The 16125-nt window shown below is 69.3% G+C and carries 12 protein-coding genes and 1 pseudogene; 4 read left to right on the top strand and 9 right to left on the bottom strand.

What is annotated here, in order from left to right:
* Positions 1–23 precede the first annotated feature (23 nt).
* Positions 24–1637, top strand: a complete 1614-nt coding sequence (locus BLT19_RS17160; RefSeq protein WP_231917903.1) for a DHA2 family efflux MFS transporter permease subunit — start codon at positions 24–26, stop codon at positions 1635–1637.
* Positions 1638–2031: 394 nt separating this feature from the next.
* Here BLT19_RS17160 and BLT19_RS17730 read toward each other — a convergent pair whose 3' ends face one another.
* The gene (locus tag BLT19_RS17730) at positions 2032–2181 is read right to left on the bottom strand and encodes a hypothetical protein (RefSeq protein ID WP_157681895.1); all 150 of its coding nucleotides are present in this window, start codon (positions 2179–2181) and stop codon (positions 2032–2034) included.
* Between the two features lie 264 nt (positions 2182–2445).
* Here BLT19_RS17730 and BLT19_RS17725 point away from each other — a divergent pair, with 264 nt between their 5' ends.
* Positions 2446–3819 (top strand): FAD-dependent monooxygenase, encoded by a 1374-nt coding sequence (locus tag BLT19_RS17725; protein ID WP_157681894.1) that lies wholly within the window; start codon positions 2446–2448, stop codon positions 3817–3819.
* Positions 3820–3928: 109 nt separating this feature from the next.
* Here BLT19_RS17725 and BLT19_RS18055 read toward each other — a convergent pair.
* The 7 genes and pseudogenes from BLT19_RS18055 to BLT19_RS17125 form a co-directional block, all read right to left on the bottom strand.
* Positions 3929–4747 (bottom strand): annotated as a pseudogene (locus BLT19_RS18055) (HTTM domain-containing protein); the annotation flags it as partial.
* 119 nt (positions 4748–4866) lie between these two features.
* On the bottom strand, positions 4867–5628 hold the full coding sequence (locus tag BLT19_RS17150; RefSeq protein WP_091492854.1) for a DUF5819 family protein: 762 nt from the start codon (positions 5626–5628) through the stop codon (positions 4867–4869).
* A complete protein-coding gene (locus tag BLT19_RS17145) occupies positions 5625–6716 on the bottom strand; it encodes a hypothetical protein (protein ID WP_091492851.1) in 1092 nt (363 codons plus the stop codon). The genes BLT19_RS17150 and BLT19_RS17145 overlap by 4 nt, the downstream gene beginning before the upstream one ends.
* Entirely contained in the window at positions 6703–9330 is a 2628-nt protein-coding gene (locus BLT19_RS17140) for an ATP-binding protein (protein WP_091492849.1), read from the bottom strand. Before BLT19_RS17140 ends, BLT19_RS17145 begins: the two co-directional genes overlap by 14 nt.
* A gap of 191 nt (positions 9331–9521) precedes the next feature.
* Positions 9522–10466 carry a Ppx/GppA phosphatase family protein gene (locus tag BLT19_RS17135; protein WP_091492847.1) on the bottom strand — a complete coding sequence of 315 codons (945 nt, stop codon included), beginning with the start codon at positions 10464–10466 and terminating at the stop codon, positions 9522–9524.
* 306 nt (positions 10467–10772) lie between these two features.
* Positions 10773–12503, bottom strand: a complete 1731-nt coding sequence (locus BLT19_RS17130) for a cellulase family glycosylhydrolase (protein WP_091492845.1) — start codon at positions 12501–12503, stop codon at positions 10773–10775.
* 105 nt (positions 12504–12608) lie between these two features.
* Positions 12609–13202, bottom strand: a complete 594-nt coding sequence (locus tag BLT19_RS17125; RefSeq protein ID WP_091492842.1) for a hypothetical protein — start codon at positions 13200–13202, stop codon at positions 12609–12611.
* A 103-nt stretch (positions 13203–13305) separates the two neighbouring features.
* Between BLT19_RS17125 and coaA the strand changes: the two genes are divergently transcribed.
* Both coaA and BLT19_RS17115 read left to right on the top strand, forming a co-directional pair.
* Complete coding sequence (gene coaA / locus BLT19_RS17120; protein WP_091492840.1) at positions 13306–14265, top strand: type I pantothenate kinase; 960 nt, start codon at positions 13306–13308, stop codon at positions 14263–14265.
* A 104-nt stretch (positions 14266–14369) separates the two neighbouring features.
* Positions 14370–15341: an IS481 family transposase gene (locus BLT19_RS17115; RefSeq protein WP_091486997.1), complete on the top strand. Its 972-nt coding sequence runs from the start codon at positions 14370–14372 to the stop codon at positions 15339–15341.
* Positions 15342–15354: 13 nt separating this feature from the next.
* Here BLT19_RS17115 and BLT19_RS17110 read toward each other — a convergent pair whose 3' ends face one another.
* Positions 15355–15957, bottom strand: a complete 603-nt coding sequence (locus BLT19_RS17110) for an acyltransferase (RefSeq protein ID WP_091494355.1) — start codon at positions 15955–15957, stop codon at positions 15355–15357.
* Positions 15958–16125 lie beyond the last annotated feature (168 nt).

The following is a 16125-nucleotide window of genomic DNA, read 5'->3' as shown; positions in this document are numbered from 1 at the left end:
GTTTCCGTGATCGCAAGGCCGTGATGCGCTCGGGGGCGCAGAACTCCGCGCGCGCGACGAATCTCACGCTCGTGGTCGTCGCGATGACGATCGGGAACGCCCTCATCCTGGTCAGCCAGACCGCCATACCGTTGGCGCTGCCCTCCGTCATGCAGGAACTCGGCGTCGGCTCATCGACGGCGCAGTGGGTGCTGACGGCCGGCCTTCTGCCGCTCGCAGGCCTCATGGTCCTCGGCGGTCGGCTCGCTGATCTCTTCGGGCTGCGACGCATCTTCGTGATCGGGACGTTCGTCTTCGCGCTCGCGTCCCTCGGCGCGGGCCTGGCCCCGACGTTCGAGATCCTGGTGCTGGCGCGAGCGGTGCAGGGCGTCGGCGGGGCGCTGCTGCTGCCGACCTCAGTGGCGATCGTGTCGTCGGTCGCCGGCGCCGCACGAGCCGGACGAGCGCTCGGGCTGCTCGGCGGAGCCGCGGCCGTGGCGGGCGCATGCGGACCGATCATCGGCGGCGCGCTCACCAGCGCGTTCGGCTGGCGAGCAGTCATGCTGATCAACCTCCCGCTGGCGGCGCTGGCGCTCGTGGTCACGCTGATCGTCGTGCCCCGAGACCGCCGACCCGCTGAGCGGCCGCGAGTGGACATCCTCGGTGCTGCGCTGCTGTGCGTCGCCCTGGTCGGCGTGGTGTTCGGCTTGACCCAATCGCAGGTGTGGGGATGGTCGTCCCCAGGGGTGTACCTGCCGCTTGCCGCAGCGGTACTATCGGCGATCGCCTTCGTCGTGGTCGAGCGACGCATCAGCAATCCACTCATGAACTTCGCGCTGCTCCGCGAACATCGGGATTACGCCGGGGCGACGATCAGCCAGGGCCTTGGCGGAATGCTCGAGATGGGGCTGGGCATGATCTTCCCGCTGATCCTCATCCTCAGCATCGGCCTGGATCCCGCCGCCGCGGGACTCGCGCTTCTTCCGACGACCCTGCCGATGGTCATCGTCGCTCCGCTCGCCGGGCGATGGTACGACAGATCGGGCGGCCGGACGCCGCTCGTCGTCGGGTTCGCACTGCTCGCGCTCGCGGCGATCGCGCTGATGTTCGGCGTATGGGCGGGTGGCCTCATGCCCCTCATTCCCGGACTGGTGCTGTACGGGATCGGGCTCGCGATCGTCCTCACCGTCAACGACCCGGTGTCGCTCGACTCGGTGCCCGAGAGGTCTCGCGGCGAAGTGTCGGGGGTGTCCGCGACGGCGGAGCAGTTCGGAGGAGCGCTGGGCATCACCCTGCTGTTCGTCGTGTTGCAGACCTCGTATGTGGCGCGACTTCACTCGCTCATCGACGAATCCTCGCTCACCGATCTCACCGACGCCCAGTACGCGCAGCTCCACGAAGCGATGGACAAGGCCGAGCAGACCGGGCTGAACGCCCAGAACTTCGACCCCAGTCTCCAGCCGTACCTCGAGAGCGCGTACAACGCGGGCACCTTCGGCTACGTCGTCACCTTCGCCGCGACGGCAGTCATCGCCGTGCTGGGCGTCGCGTCTGCGCTGCTGCTGGTTCGCCGGTCGCGCGTCGATGCGCCGACCGACATGTCCAGCCCGGAGTCGGTGTTCGGGGCATCCGCGTCCGTGGGCAGTGGGCAACGCTGAGCAACGGGCAACTCAGGTTCGGTCGGCTGCGCTGTGGCCCTGATGGACTCCGGCCTACTGGACTCCGGCCTTGCTGAGCTTCGGCGGACGCGCTTCGGCCCGCTGAGTCAGCGGTCGAGCCTGCGCTGCCGCGACGGCCAGTGATACAGAAAGAAACCGAAGACCAGCACCACGAGCAGAATGGTCTGCTCGAGCAGCCATCCTCCCGCCGTACGGACGGTACGACCTATCGCCATCGACATCGATCTCCCCAGATCTCGGTGTGGTCCCAGAACCACGCCGCGCCTCAGTGTACGCGTTTCGCGACTGCCCGTTCGATAACGATTCGAACATGTGCCATACTGCGCGCCCGGCGCGTGAGCGCGTCAGCGCATCAGCGCCTTAGTGTCAGCGGTCAGGCGTGATGCGGGCGGGTGCGTGCGCCGTGCGCGTGGTGCACCGGCAGCAGCGCCAGCGTGGCACCGAATGCGAGAACGACGACGAGCAGGATCTGCTCGACCAGCCAGCTGCTTGCCGCGCGGGCGCGACGAATGATATTCGACATGTGTGTTTCCCCAGGTTCTGGCCGATCGCCCACGATCGACCTCGTGCGAGCGTACGCCCGTCTGTCCCCCGAATGGTGGACACGTCGCCATCTGGCGCGTACTCGCCGCGGAGATGGCGCGTTCTGGTTCACGGACTGTTCAGCGAGTGCCTGTCCGTGAATACGACGCGATGCGGTGGAGCGACTTCGACCCTGGCGCTGCGAGGTCGAGGATAGGCTCTCGCCACGGGACGAAGACGTCGGCGTCCCCAGAAGGCCGGGCTCATGGGATTCGATCACGCCCTCGTGGTGGGCGCCGGGATCGGCGGGCTGATGGCGGCGGCCGCGTTGTCTGCGAGATACGGTCGCGTCACGATCGTCGAGCGCGATGAGCTGCCGAGCACCGCAGCACATCGCCGCGGCGTCCCGCAGGGCGAGCAGATGCACTCCATCCTCGCGATCGGGCAGGCCGCCGCGGAGGATCTTCTCCCCGGCATCGCGGCCGCGCTTTCGGGCGCGGGTGGGCTCTGGTACGACTCCCCGCACGACACGGCAAGCCTGAATGCACTCGGATGGACGGCGCGCGGGCCCAGCGAAGCGTGGATCTACGGCATCCGTCGCTACGTCCTCGAGCACGTGATCCGCGAACAGGTGCGGGCGCTCCCGAATGTGGAGGTCGTCCGCGGTCGAGCGGTCGGCCTGCTCAGCACGCCGGATCGCCGGCGGGTGACGGGTCTGGCGCTGAAAGACGCGCGCGACGATCACATCACCGCCGACCTGGTGGTCGACTCCTCGGGACGCACATCTCACGCGGCCGACTGGGTCGCCGATCTCGGGTACGAACCCCCCGCCGAAGAGGAGCTCGTCAGCGACATCACCTACTCGACGGTGGTGATCCGGCTACCGGAGGGCGCGCTGCCCGAAGGTCTCAGGGGTGTGCTGGCCCCGCCGACGCCCGAGAACCTGTACGGCGCAGTGCTGCTGCCCTGCGACAACGGCCTGCACCAGATCGCTGCGCTCGGCCAGAACAGCACGACGCCCCCGACCGATCGCGATGGGTACATCGATCATCTCGCGCGTGCGAATTCGCCGATCATCGCCGAGATCGCGCGGAGCGCAGAGTTCATCGGTCCGCCGAAGCCTTTCAAGATCCGTGGCACACGGCGGCGGCGGTGGGAGGACATGGTCGACCGCCCGGAAGGATTCGTCGTGGTGGGCGACGCCGTGCTGGCGCTCAACCCCATCTACGGGCAGGGGATGTCCGTGGCGGCTGTCGAAGCTCTCCGCATGCGAGACATCCTCACGTCAGCTGACGACGACCGCGGGCTCGCCCGTCGTATCCAGGAGTCCTTCCGCCCCACCATCGATTTCCCCTTCTCGACCGGCGTCACCAACGACGCCCGGTTCGCGGGCTCGACGGCGATCGGCTTCACCCCACCCCCTGCGCCGGCGACCGGTGTGATCACGGCGCTGGCCACTGAGGACTGGCAGATCGCGGTCGCTCTTCGATACGCGGGCCACTACTTCACCCTTGATCCGCTGCGGCGTCCGGAGGTGGCGGAGAAGATGCGGGCGTGGGCGTCAGCGGGGCGGGCGGTGCGTCCGTTCGATCCTCGACGAGTCCCACCGGCGTTCGAGGGTGAGCCGCTGCCGCGCTGACCGGTGGAGCCGACGGCGGCCTGCGCGCCAGACGGCGACGACGTGCTCGCCGCCGCATCCTCCGAGCCCACGCGAATGCACGCTCCCAGGACGAATCGCGGATGAAGACCAGATCCAGTGCGATCATCGCCAGCGAGAACGGCCACAGACCGAGGAACAGTCCGATCCCGATGTGCATGCCCATGATCACAACCAGCGCCGCGTACCGTGTCGGCTTCCACAGGAGCAGGAGTGGGAACAGCAACTGGGCCCAAATCGAGATCCATGACCCGATCACCACGAAGGGTGTGACCTTCCACGCCAGATCGCTCAGCACGGGGAACACCCGGAACACATCGAGGTTCAATGCGTAATACAGCGCGCTCCCGTCCAGCCACTCTTTGCCCATGAGCTTGAAGATGCCCGCGTTGACGTAGATGAGAACCACTTGATAGCCACACAGCACGACTGCGGTGTTGTGGGCGGCGGCCCGAACCCACACGGGGATGCGCCGCACGATCGCAGACGGATAGATCGACGGGATGCCTCGTCGCCGACGCCACCACTCATCCAGCGACCAATGCCGTGACAGGTTCGCCAGAACGCAGAACAGGAGCGCGATCCGCATGACCGTGTCGCCGCCGTTGGCCAGGAACACACTGTTGGTGCTGAGCGCGACCCAGAACAACAGGAGCAGCGGTGTCACGATGCGCGTGGCGAAGCCGAGGAGGAACAGCACCGCCAGGAGCGACATCACCGCATAGCTGATATCGAAGGCGACGGCGTTGTCCTTCGGGAACACCAACCTGAGGAATTCCGGCCACCCGCGCAGCTCGACCGCCGGGTCAACCCATCGGGACCCGGCTCCCCACAGATAGTGGCGGTCAGGAGCGCTGGAGGCGAGGAAGGACAGGATCGCGATCCCGAAAAGGATCCGAAGCCCCGCCATGCTGTACGTCGCCCGCTCGGCGCCGGTGAACCAGTCCACGACCCGGGCGCTAAGGGGGAGCTTCGGCTGGGTGCTCGGCTGGGTGTTCGGCCGTCCGCTGAGCACGCGCTGCGTCGCGTTCACTGCTCGCCCCCGTACCGGGCGACCACGTCATCGAAGGTGGCCAGCACGTCAGGCCGGATGACGTCGTCGGCCTGGCGCCAACCGAACCGGAGGATGGTCGGATCGTACTGCGCGGTGCTGTCGAAGCGGCGGTCGAAATCGTTGGGACGCTCGCGCACGATCTCCCAGCGCACCCGCTCCACATCCTTCCCGAAGGTCGCGGTCGCGAAGTAGGTCGCGTACTCCTTCAGCATGTAGTCGTAACGCAGCAGATTGATGACGTCGGCTCGGCTGTCGCCGATGAAGGCGAGGTCCAACACCAGATCCTCGGAGGGCTTCGCCCGGAAGCCGTCGTCCGTGCGCTCGATGAACGTATCGCGCACGACCGCCTGCTGATCCTCCTCCAGCTTGCGGAATCGCTCCAGATAGGCGCCGAGCGCGTTCCATGAGAGCTTCTGGATGCGCGATGGCACGGGGCTGCCGACGACGGATCGGAACTCGACGGCGGTGGCGTTGACCCATGCACTCTTCACGAGCGCACCGGACTCGTCGCGCCATTGCGCCTGCACCCGCAGCTGCGGATTGGTCTTCGCGATGTCGGGTGCGAAGATGTCCCACTTCTGGGAGAAGAAGGGGCTGGCGGCTCTCGTGACCGGCGAGAGCGCCGACGCCACCGGGTTGGGCGGCAGAACGATCAGGAGGGTGACGAGCACGTACGCCGTGATGGACGCCAGCGCCACAGTGGTCGCGACGGTGCGGCCACGCGTTCGTTGCGTCATTCCTGCATTCTGCCGCTCATCCTGCGTTGCGGGTCCTTTTCGTGTGAGCGGCTTCGCGACTCCATGGTCAGGAGCACCGCCGCGTAGGCCAGGAACGCGATGGCGATCAGCGCCAAGAACGCCGGGGTCAGGATGCGATCCCACAGCAGCGCCTCGCGACCGGCGATCAGCGACGCGACGATCGCGACGAGACTGACCAGCTGCGCCTGGAAGAGGATCCGGAACGAGCTCCAGCGCGCATCGCGCAGCATCCCGAACGCCACGACTCCCGGCAGGGACAGGACTGCGCCCATCACCTGTGCGGTCAGCGGCGTCAGCGTCCACGCCCACACCGGGATCACCAGCTGCGGCGCGACGAACATGACTGCGCCGGTGATCAGCGAGGCGGCGCCGACCGCGAGCATCGCAGTGCGCACGGGCGTGGGCAGGAGGAGATCGGATGCCTCGGGCCGCCCATCATCCTGCCTCCGCTGCGCCCACCACAGCGCGGCGACCACGAAGGGCGTCGTCGCGTAGAGCGTCATCCACGCGGCGAACGACAGGTTCTGCGAGAACTTGTCCAGGTGCAGCAGCGTTGCGACGAGCAGCGCGCCGGCGAAGACGACCACCGCAGGAAAGCCCGGAGCCACGCGATGCCACCTGGTCGGGCCTACGACGCGGATGAAGAACCAGATGCCGCCGACGTATGCCGAGGCGAGCATGTAGGCGGTCAGCGGCGGGTCGATAGGCCACGCGAACAGCTCGCCGGTACGCGTCGGGAAGCCATAGAGCAGCACCGCGGCGATCAGCAGGAACGGCAGGATCACCGCGGCGACGACGCGCGTGGCGGGGGAGAGGCGATCGGATGCCGCGCGCGCGGGGGCACCGTTGCGTTTGTCGGTGCCGCGCTCGCCGGCGTCGCGCCCGCGGGCGTTGCTCTGGCCGGCGGCGCGCCCGCCGGCGTTGCTCTGGCCCGCGCCGCGCCCGCCGGCGTTGCTCTGATCGGCGTCGCGCCCGCCGGCGTTGCTCTGTCCGGCGTCGCGCCCGCGGGCGTTGCTCTGTCCGGCGTCGCGCCCGCTGGCGCCGCCGGCGGCGTCAGGCCGCGACACGGGCGAGGACTTCTGCGTAGGTGAGTCCCGCACCGACGGCGATCGCCGCGTCGATGGCGTTGGTCGCGCCACTCTCCCGCAGCGCCGCCACCGCGGGCGCATACAGCTCGAAGCCGGCGGGGTTGACCGTGCCGGTGCGACGTCGAAGGCGCTGCGCGGCTCCGATCAGGAGTCCGACACCGTCGGCATCCCCTCGTGCCGCGTGGATCGCGGTCAGCCCCTCGAGTCCGTACACGACCCCTTCGTCATGGCGGAGGGCGATGGACATGTCGAGGGATTCGGCGAAGTCGGCCTCGGCGCCGGCGATGTCGCCGCCGAAGAAGCGCGGCCACCCGCGGTGATGCTGCGCGATCGCGATCCCGAGCAGCTCGCCGTTCGCAGTTGCGAGATCGAGGCTGCGGGCGAACCGCTCCGCGGCGCCGGCGACATCGCCTCCGGCGATGTCGATGCGGCCCTGCGTGACGAGCGTCATCGCCTCACCCCAAGAGTCGTGCGCTGCGCCGAAGCCGGCCAGGCTCTCCTCGAGCACGCTGCGCGCCGCGCCCATGTCGGGCCCGGACGGCGCGGCCAGGTAGGCCAGGGCGAGCGACACCCCGGCGAGGGCGGCGCCGGCCGGATCTCCGACTTCGCGGAAACGCTCGGCACTCGTGCGCAGGCCCGGGATCACATCGACCTCGCGCTCGCGCCAGAACGTGTTCGCGCGCGTGAAGTACAGTGCGATGGCCTCGGTGCGCGGCGGAAGGGCGATGTCGTCGCGGGTGGCGATCTCGAGCAGCTCGGTCATCCAGGTGCGGACGAGTCCGAGCAGACCGCTGATCCAGACGTACAGGTACAGCGACCAGAGGAACTCTGCGACTTCGTCCAGCCGGCGCGCGTTCAGGAGGTGGCGCACGACGCCGGTCAGGTTCTCCGCTTCGGCGTCGAGCCGCCGCATCCATTCGAGCTGGTGAGCGCTTCGCAGACCTGCGGTCGCCTCGCGCGCCAGCTGCATGTAATGGGCGACCCAGGCCTCGGTCGCCGCTGCGCGCGCCTCGTCGCCGATCCGCTCGCGCGCGAAGGCGCGCATGAGCGACAGCATGCCGAAGACCCGGAGTCCGTCGCGGTCGCGCTGCCAGAGCAGGCTCGCATCCAGCAGCGCCTCGACCGCGTCGATGTCGTCGACGCCGACGATCACGTCCATGGCCGCCTCGAGGCTGAAGGGTCCGGTGAACACGGACAGCGCGTCGAACGCGGTCGAGGCGGCGGGCTCGAGGAGCCGCACGCTCCAGTCGATCGTGCTGCGCAGCGCCTGCTGGCGCGGGGGCAGGTCGCGAGAACCGCCGACGAGGAGCGTGAAGGCGGAATCCAGGCGCGCCAGGATCATCTCGGGCGACATGGTGCGCACCCGGGCCGCGGCCAGCTCGATCGCGAGCGGGACGCCGTCGACAGCCCGCACGATCGCCTCGACGGCGGGCGTGTTCTCGGGCGTGAGGCGGAACCCGGGACTGATGCCGGTGGCGAACTGCACGAAGAGCGCGACGGCTGGCCAGACGCGTCCCTCGGGGGCGGTCGGCGCGGAGCCGTCGGACGGTGTCGCGTTGGGACCGGTAGCGGCATCGGCGTCGTCGGCGCGGTCGGCGCTCGGAACCGCGAGCGGCCCGAGTTCGAAGGTGCGCTCAGCGCGGACGCGCAGCGGCGAACGGCTGGTCACGAGCACCTGGAGGCGGGGCAGCGTGGAGACGAGGTCGACGAGGTCGCCGGTCGCGTCGAGCAGGTGCTCCATGTTGTCTACGACGAGGAGCAGGTCGCGGTCGATCAGCGCCGCGATCAGCTTGTCGCCGAGGCGCTCGCCGCCGGAGTCGCGCACGCCGACCGCGCGCGCGATCGCGCTCACCACCTGCTGCGGCTCCGACAGCGATTCCAGGGGCACGAACGCGACCTCGCGCCCGGTGGCGGCGACCGCACTGCCGACCTCGATCGCCAGCCGCGACTTGCCGATGCCGCCCGGGCCGACGATCGTCACGATCCGCACCCCGGGCGCGCCGAGGAGCTCGAGCAGCCGGGTCTTCTCCTCCTGCCGGCCGACGAGCGGGTTGTACGGCGCGGGGACGGTGGCCGCGGCATCCGGTCTCTTCGTCGTTTCCGCCTGCGGACGTGACGCATCGAAGCGATCGGCGAGGAGCGTCGCGAGGTCGGCGACGAGCAGCTCCTTGAGCTCGGCCGGTGTCTCGAAGCCGCGGTACGAGCTCGTGTCATCGGAGCGCACCCGGTCGAGGAGGGCCGACAGGCGCGCCTCGCGGTCGGGCGCCGGCTCTTTGATGTAGATCAGATGCGGCATCCCGCCCGACAGCCGGTACTCGTCCTCGAGCCCGGAGATCTCCTCATCGGGGGCGACCCACCCGTAGCTCTGCCAGTAGACGGCGACGAAGATGTCGCTCTGCGCGAGGTAGGACCGGTAGAGCGAGCGCGGCGGATGCGGGCGCGCGCCGAGCTCGAACATGACCGGTGCGAGGTGAAGCGACTCGATCGCGGCACGGGCGACGTCGCGCTCGGGCTCGAGTTCTCGGAGTGTGGAGCTGAGGAAGACCCGGATGCGCTGGTCGGGAGTGCGGATCGACGCCGGGTGAGCGTCCATGGGGAAAGTGTGCCGCAGCCGGGCGCCGGCGTCCACACCCTGATGGCCGCGCCCGGAGACCGCGCCCGGAGACCGCGCTCGGGCGATAGCTCGGGGCGATGGCGTTCACAAGTCAGGAGATTCCGGCGGTTCAGCCCGTCGCGGCTCGCGAACAGGCCGATTCACCTGACTTGTGAACGAGCAACGCAGGGTCAGGGGGTCGGGGAGTTCCAGGACAGCGACTCGATGTAGCGCAGCAGCACGCCCTCGCGCAGCGCCCAGGGGCTCACCTCGAGCTCGTCGACATCCATCGCGGTCATCGCCGTATGCAGGACGACGGCCGCCGCGACGATCTGGAAGGTCCGGTCGGGCGTGATCCCCGGCAGCTCTTGCCGAGCGGATGCCGGGATCCGCGCCAGCCGCGGAATCCAGGAGCCGAGGGACGCGCGGGGGAGCAGCATCCGCTCGATTCCGGACCATCCCGGGACCGGGTAGCCGACCAGCTTCGCCAGCGACCGGATCGCCTTCGACGAACCCACGACGTGGTCGGCCCGCGGCTGTGCGCGGAAGTCCTTCGCGACCGGGGCCAGGATCTCTCGCGCGTGCTGCCGGAGCCGCTCGACCGCCTCTTCACCGGGCGGGTCGTCGGGAAGGAAGCCGATCGTCGTGCGGCCGGCGCCGAGAGGGACGGATGCCGCGACCTCGGGCAACTCGTCGGACCCGGCGGCGATCTCGAGCGAGCCGCCACCGATGTCGAAGAGCAGGATCTGACCGGCCGCCCACCCGAACCAGCGGCGGACCGCGAGGAACGTGAACCGCGCCTCGGTCTCGCCGCCGAGGACCTGCAGCGGCTGGCCGAGGGCCTCCTCGATGCGGGCGATGACGTCGGCACCGTTGGCGGCCTCGCGGACTGCGGAGGTCGCTGTGGCGAGCAGCTCGTCGACGCGCTCGGCGGCGGCGACTGCTCGAGCCTCGGTGACGGCGCTCACCAACGCGGCGACGCCCTCCTCGGTGATCGCGCCGTCGGCGTCGAGGTAGCGCATCAGGCGCAGGACGGTCCGCTGGCTCGTCGCGGCCAGCGGCCTCCCGCCCGGCCGGACGTCGGCGACCAGCAGATGGACCGTGTTCGAGCCGATGTCGAGAACTCCGAGGCGCACGGTCTCGAGGTTAGCGGGCCTCGGCGGGCGGCTCGCGGGTACCGGGCCTCGGCGGGCGGTCTCGGGGTCAGCGGGCTTCGGCGCGGCCGGCGAGGTCAGCGGGCCTCGGCGGGCGGTCTGGGGGTTGCCGGGACTCAGCGCGGCCGGCGAGGTCAGCGGGCCCGGGCGGGCGGTCTCGGGGTCGGCGGGCTTCGGCGCGCGGTCTGGGGTTGCCGAGCCTCGGCGCGCGGTCTGGGGGTTGCCGGGCCTCGGCGGGCGGTGTCGGGGTTACCGGACCTCGGCGGGCGGTGTCGGGGTTGCCGGGCCTCAGCGGACGGTCGACGAGGTCACGGTGAGGGCCGGCGCGCTCGGCGCGGTCGGTGCCGCGACCTGGATCCCGACCCGCTGCGTCTGGCCCGCCTGGATCGCGGCACCCCAGTCGGCGCCGGTGCAGGTCACGACCGACGAGGCGATCGCGCACGTCATGCCCCAGCTGCTGGTGATCGCGGTCGCGCCGGGAGAGGGCCAGCTCACGCTCCAGGACGAGGCGCCGGATGCCGCGGTCACCGCGATGTCGGCCACGTAGCCCTCGGCCCAGGCGCTCTGCACCGCAAAGGTGGCGACGACTCCGGCGGCATTGCCCGGTGCCGGCGAGGCAGGCGGGGCCGGGGTCGTCGTGCGCGGCGTCGGGGTCGCGGTGGGTTTGGGTGTCGCGGTCGCGGTGGGTGTCGCCGACGCGGTCGGTTTGGGTGTCGCGCTGGCAGTCGGTTTGGGTGTCGCGCTCGCGGTCGGCTTCGGCGTCGCGCTGGACGTCGGTTTCGGTGTCGCGCTGGCCGTCGGCTTGGGCGTCGCCGATGCGGTCGGCTTCGGCGTCGCAGTCGGCGTCGGCGAGGCCGTCGGCGTCTTCCCCAGCAGTGGCGCCAGCGCGGTCAGCTTCGCCTGCTGCGGCGTCTTCCAGTCGTCCATCACGAGGCCGCCGGTATCGCCGCTGTTCGGATTGAACGACCAGTACGCGAAGCTCATGCTCTTCTTGCCGAGGTAGCCGACGAGACTCTGCAGCCACTGCTTGTCGCTGGTCGTGGTCAGTTTCGTCCCGAATTCGCCGAGCAGCACCGGGGCGATCTTGCTCGTGGAGATGTAGCCCCAGTTCTGCTCCCACACCGACTCGAGGTTCGCCGGATAGTTCGCCGCAGTGAACCATGCCTGCCCCGACACGCTCGCGGGGTAGTCGTGCGGCGAGTACACGACGCGGTTCGCGACGCTGAGGGCCACCGGCTTGGTCTTCACGCCGCGCAGCCCGCCGCCCCACCAGGTGGTCGATCCGTCGGATTCGCGCTCGATTCCCTCGACGATGATCAGCAGGTTCGGGTTCACCGAGAGCACCGCGTTCCCGCCGCGCGTGGCCGCCGCCTGCCAGTCGCGCGCCGCGTCGCCGCAGCCCCAGCACGCCGCGCCGCGCGGCTCATTGTGCAGGTCGACTCCAATGACGGTGGGCTCGGATTTGTACCGCAGCGCCAGCATCTTCCAGTCGTCGATCCACTTCTTCTCCGGGTATGCGCTCGTGTACCAGAGTTCGGACTGACCCGCCGAGTCGGGCCGGTGCCGGTCGAGGATCACGTTCAGGCCGTTCGCCTTCGCGCGCGCGATGACGGCGTCCATCAGCTTCAAGGGGCTCAGCGGCGCGAGCGCCGGGTTCAGGGTCGCGTTGATCGAGGTCGTCGACGTCTTGCCGAGGCACTCGTTCGAGAACGGCAGGCGGATGGTGTTGAACCCCCACCCGGCGATCTGCTTGAGCCCCTGCTCGAGCGTGATCGACCAGAGTCCGTGCGGCGCGCAGTCGGAGGTCTCCATCCCGAACCACGACACCGCCTTGATCGTGTACGGCGTCCCCGCGGCGGTGACGATCTGCGCGCCCTTGGTCTGCAGAGCTCCGGATGCCGCGGCCGACGCGGCCGCGGCGGTGCCGCCGATCAGCCCGAGAGCCAGTGCGCCCGCGGCGAGCATCGCCAGCGATCGCCGGAGGACGGTGGAGCGAGATCTGTGGTGCTCTGGGCGCATGGTGCCAGGGCTTTCTCGTTCGGATGCCGGGAGTGCTCGTTCCGCTCACGGTACCGCACCCGGATGACGGGCTGATTTCGGGTGCGGCGCGGAGGTGCGCCCGGATCAGCTCACCCGGGCATCCGGGCACTTGGAGACCATCGCCTTCACGAACGCCACCGACTGGTACGCGTACTGGTACGCCCACTCCACGATGTTCAGCGAAGCGTCGACGGGCTCGACGACGGTCTGGCCGGAATAGCAGCGGTCGAAGATGTAGCGCGTCCGCGCGACGTGGGGGGTGAAGGTGAGGACGACCACGCGCTCGCCGGGCGCGTAGTCGTTGAGCACACCCGCCTCGCCGGCCGTGGTGAACGGCTTCGGATGCACGCAGTCCACGTAGTCCTCGTCGCAGATCGACTGATTCTTCGCCGACTGCTCGCCCTCCAGCGGCACCGAGATCAGGATGCGGTCGGCAACGCCCTGGTCGCGGAGCGCCTCGGCGGCGCGGATGCGCTCGATCGTGGGCGGGCCGATGACGTAGATGAGGTCAGCGGTGCCGACCTTCTCGGTCGGCGGGAAGACGTAGGCGGGCAGTCCTGCGCCCGCCACCACGAGGAGCACCGCCGCGGCCGATGCCGCGGCGATCGCCCAGCGTCGCCTGGTCCCCATGATCTGCTCCCGGTCGGGTCGACCGATGAGCGAGAGCAGCATCGACATCGCCCACCGTGAGGGTCGTGCCTCGGCCCGACCTGCGGAGAGTCTACTGACCGGCGCGTCAGGCGCGGCATCCGATCTTCGTCCTGCCATTACGATGAGCGAGATGTTTGCCGACGACGCAGCCACCCTTCCCGCGCAGACCCCGCTCTCGCTCTACCGTGAGATCGACCGCGCGGAGTGGGCGCATCTCGCCGCCGGCACCACCCTGCCGCTGACCGAGACCGAGATCGTGCAGATCCGCGGACTCGGCGACCGGCTCGACATGGCAGAGGTCCGCGAGGTCTACCTCCCGCTGTCGGGGCTGCTCAGCCTGTATGCGACGGCGACGAAGCGCCTGGGCGCCGAGACGAGCTCGTTCCTGCGCGATGACGATTCGACGACGCCGTTCGTGATCGCGGTGGCGGGGTCGGTCGCGGTGGGCAAGTCGACGATCTCGCGCCTGCTGCGCGAGCTGGTCTCGCGGTGGCCGGGAACGCCTCGGGTCGAGCTCGTCACGACGGACGGATTCCTCTACCCGAACGCCGAGCTCGAGCGGCGCGGGCTCATGGATCGCAAGGGCTTCCCGGAGTCGTACGACCGCCGCGCGCTGGTGAACTTCCTGACCGAGGTCAAGAGCGGCGCCGCCGAGGTGCGCGCGCCGTTCTACTCGCACATGCGTTATGACATCGTGCCGGACGCGCACACGACCATTCGGCGCCCCGATGTCGTCATCGTCGAGGGGCTGAACGTGCTGCAGCCCTCGCCGTCGCCGAGCGAGATGGCCATCAGCGAGCTGTTCGACTTCTCCATCTACGTCGACGCCGACACGTCGCACATCAGCGACTGGTACGTGGAGCGGTTCCTCGCCCTGCGACGGGGGGCGTTCAGCAACCCGAACTCGTTCTTCAACGTGTTCGCGCACCTGACCGACGCGGAAGCCGTGCGTATGGCGCTCGGGTTCTGGAACGACATCAACCTGCCGAACCTCGAGGAGAACGTGCTGCCGACCAAGCACCAGGCCAAGCTCGTGCTGGAGAAGGGCGCAGACCACGCGGTCGAGCGGGTGCTGCTGAGGAAGCTCTAGATGTACCCGGCTGTGACGTTGGTGACGGTTCGGGACTTGCGGTGAGGAGAACCTCCGGGGCTTAGTGGAAGTGCTTACGTTCCCTAGTCTCCCCGGAGGTTCCCATGGCCCACGGTAATGCTCGGTTGAATATCCACGGACGGACCCTGTTGATAACTCGGGTCATTCATGATGGGCGCCCTCTCGCTCATGTCGCCCGAGAGCTCGGGCTCTCGCGTCAGTGCGCGCATCGGTGGGTGTCCAGGTTCCGGCTGGAGGGCGCGGCCGGGTTGGTGGATCGGTCGTCCCGGCCACGGTCGATGCCGCGGCGCACGCCAGTCGAGATCGAGCAGCGGGTGCTCGCGTTACGCGCTCAGCTGCGGCAAGGTCAGGACCGGATCGGGCCGGTCGCTGGGGTTCCAGCCCGCACGGTCGGAGCGATCCTGCGCCGCCACGGCGTCCCACGGTTATCGGAATGCGACCCGTTGACCGGGCAGATCATCCGCGCCTCGAAACAGACCGCCGTCCGATATGAACGCTCCCGCCCCGGTGAGCTGGTGCATATGGACGTGAAGAAGCTGGGCCGTATCCCCGACGGCGGCGGGTGGCGCGCCCACGGCAGAGCGGCCGGCGATACCGCCGCTCACAAGAAGGCTCGGATCGGCTTCGACTACGTCCACTCGATCATCGATGACCACTCCAGGCTTGCGTACTCCGAGATCCACCCGGACGAGAAGGGGCCAACCTGCGCTGGGTTCCTTGCCCGCGCTGCCGCGTACTTCGCCGTGCACGGCATCCCCCGCATCGAACAGGTCATGACCGACAACCATTTCAGCTACCGGCTCTCACACGACGTCCAGGCCGTGCTCCGCACGCTCGGCGCGAAACACGTCCTCATCCGCCCGCACTGCCCCTGGCAGAACGGGAAGGTAGAACGCCTGAACCGCACTCTGCAAACCGAGTGGGCCTACCGGCAGGTCTTCCCCTCAAACACCGCCCGCACCAACGCCCTCGCACCCTTCATTGAGCACTACAACACCGAACGCCACCACACCGCCATCAACGGCACACCCCTCAGCAGAGTGTTACCCACGTGACTGCTGAGTACATCTAGAAAGCGGGGGCGAGGACCCCGTCGGTCTCGATGTAGCGCTCGCCGGTGTCGGGGCATACCCAGCCGTCCGCGTCGGCGCGCAGCGGCTTGCCGGCACGACCGACCCAGCCGATCAGGCGAGCCGGCACCCCGACGACGAGTCCGTAGTCGGGGACGTCCTTCGTCACGACGGCACCGGCTGCCACCAGTGCCCAGGCGCCGATGCGCACCGGCGCCACGCACACGGCGCGAGCGCCGATCGAGGCGCCGTCGCCGATCTCGACGCCCACCGCGTGCCAGTCATCGGCGGTCTTCACGGTCAGGTCGGGATTCGCGGCACGGGGGAATTCGTCGTTGGTCAGCACCGCCGCCGGTCCGATGAAGACCCCGTCGCCGAGCACGGCCGGCTCGTAGACGAGGGCGTAGTTCTGCAGCTTGCACGCAGCGCCGATCGTGACGCCAGGGCCGATATAGGCGCCGCGGCCGATCGTGCAGTCCGCCCCGACGACCGCGTTCTCGCGCACCTGGGCGAGGTGCCACACACGGGTTCCGGCGCCGATGTCCGCGCTGTCGGCGACATCGGCCGAGGGGTGCACGTCGGCGGCTCGCGTGTCGGTCATCGACATCCTCCTCAGAATCCGTACGGAGAAATGCTTGCTGATCTCAGTGCTCCCAAAGCTATACTTCTCCCCTGGGGATATCGAGGGTCGTGCGCTGTGGGAAGCGCGTCAGCGGCCGTCGGTACTGAAACACCTGCTGGGGCGGGTGGTCCGGGTGCTTTCGCGGTG

The sequence above is a fragment of the Microbacterium pygmaeum genome (genome assembly GCF_900100885.1).
Lineage (GTDB): Bacteria > Actinomycetota > Actinomycetes > Actinomycetales > Microbacteriaceae > Microbacterium > Microbacterium pygmaeum.
The sequence above is the reverse complement of the archived record's forward strand: the minus strand, read 5'-3'. Positions and strand labels throughout refer to the sequence as shown.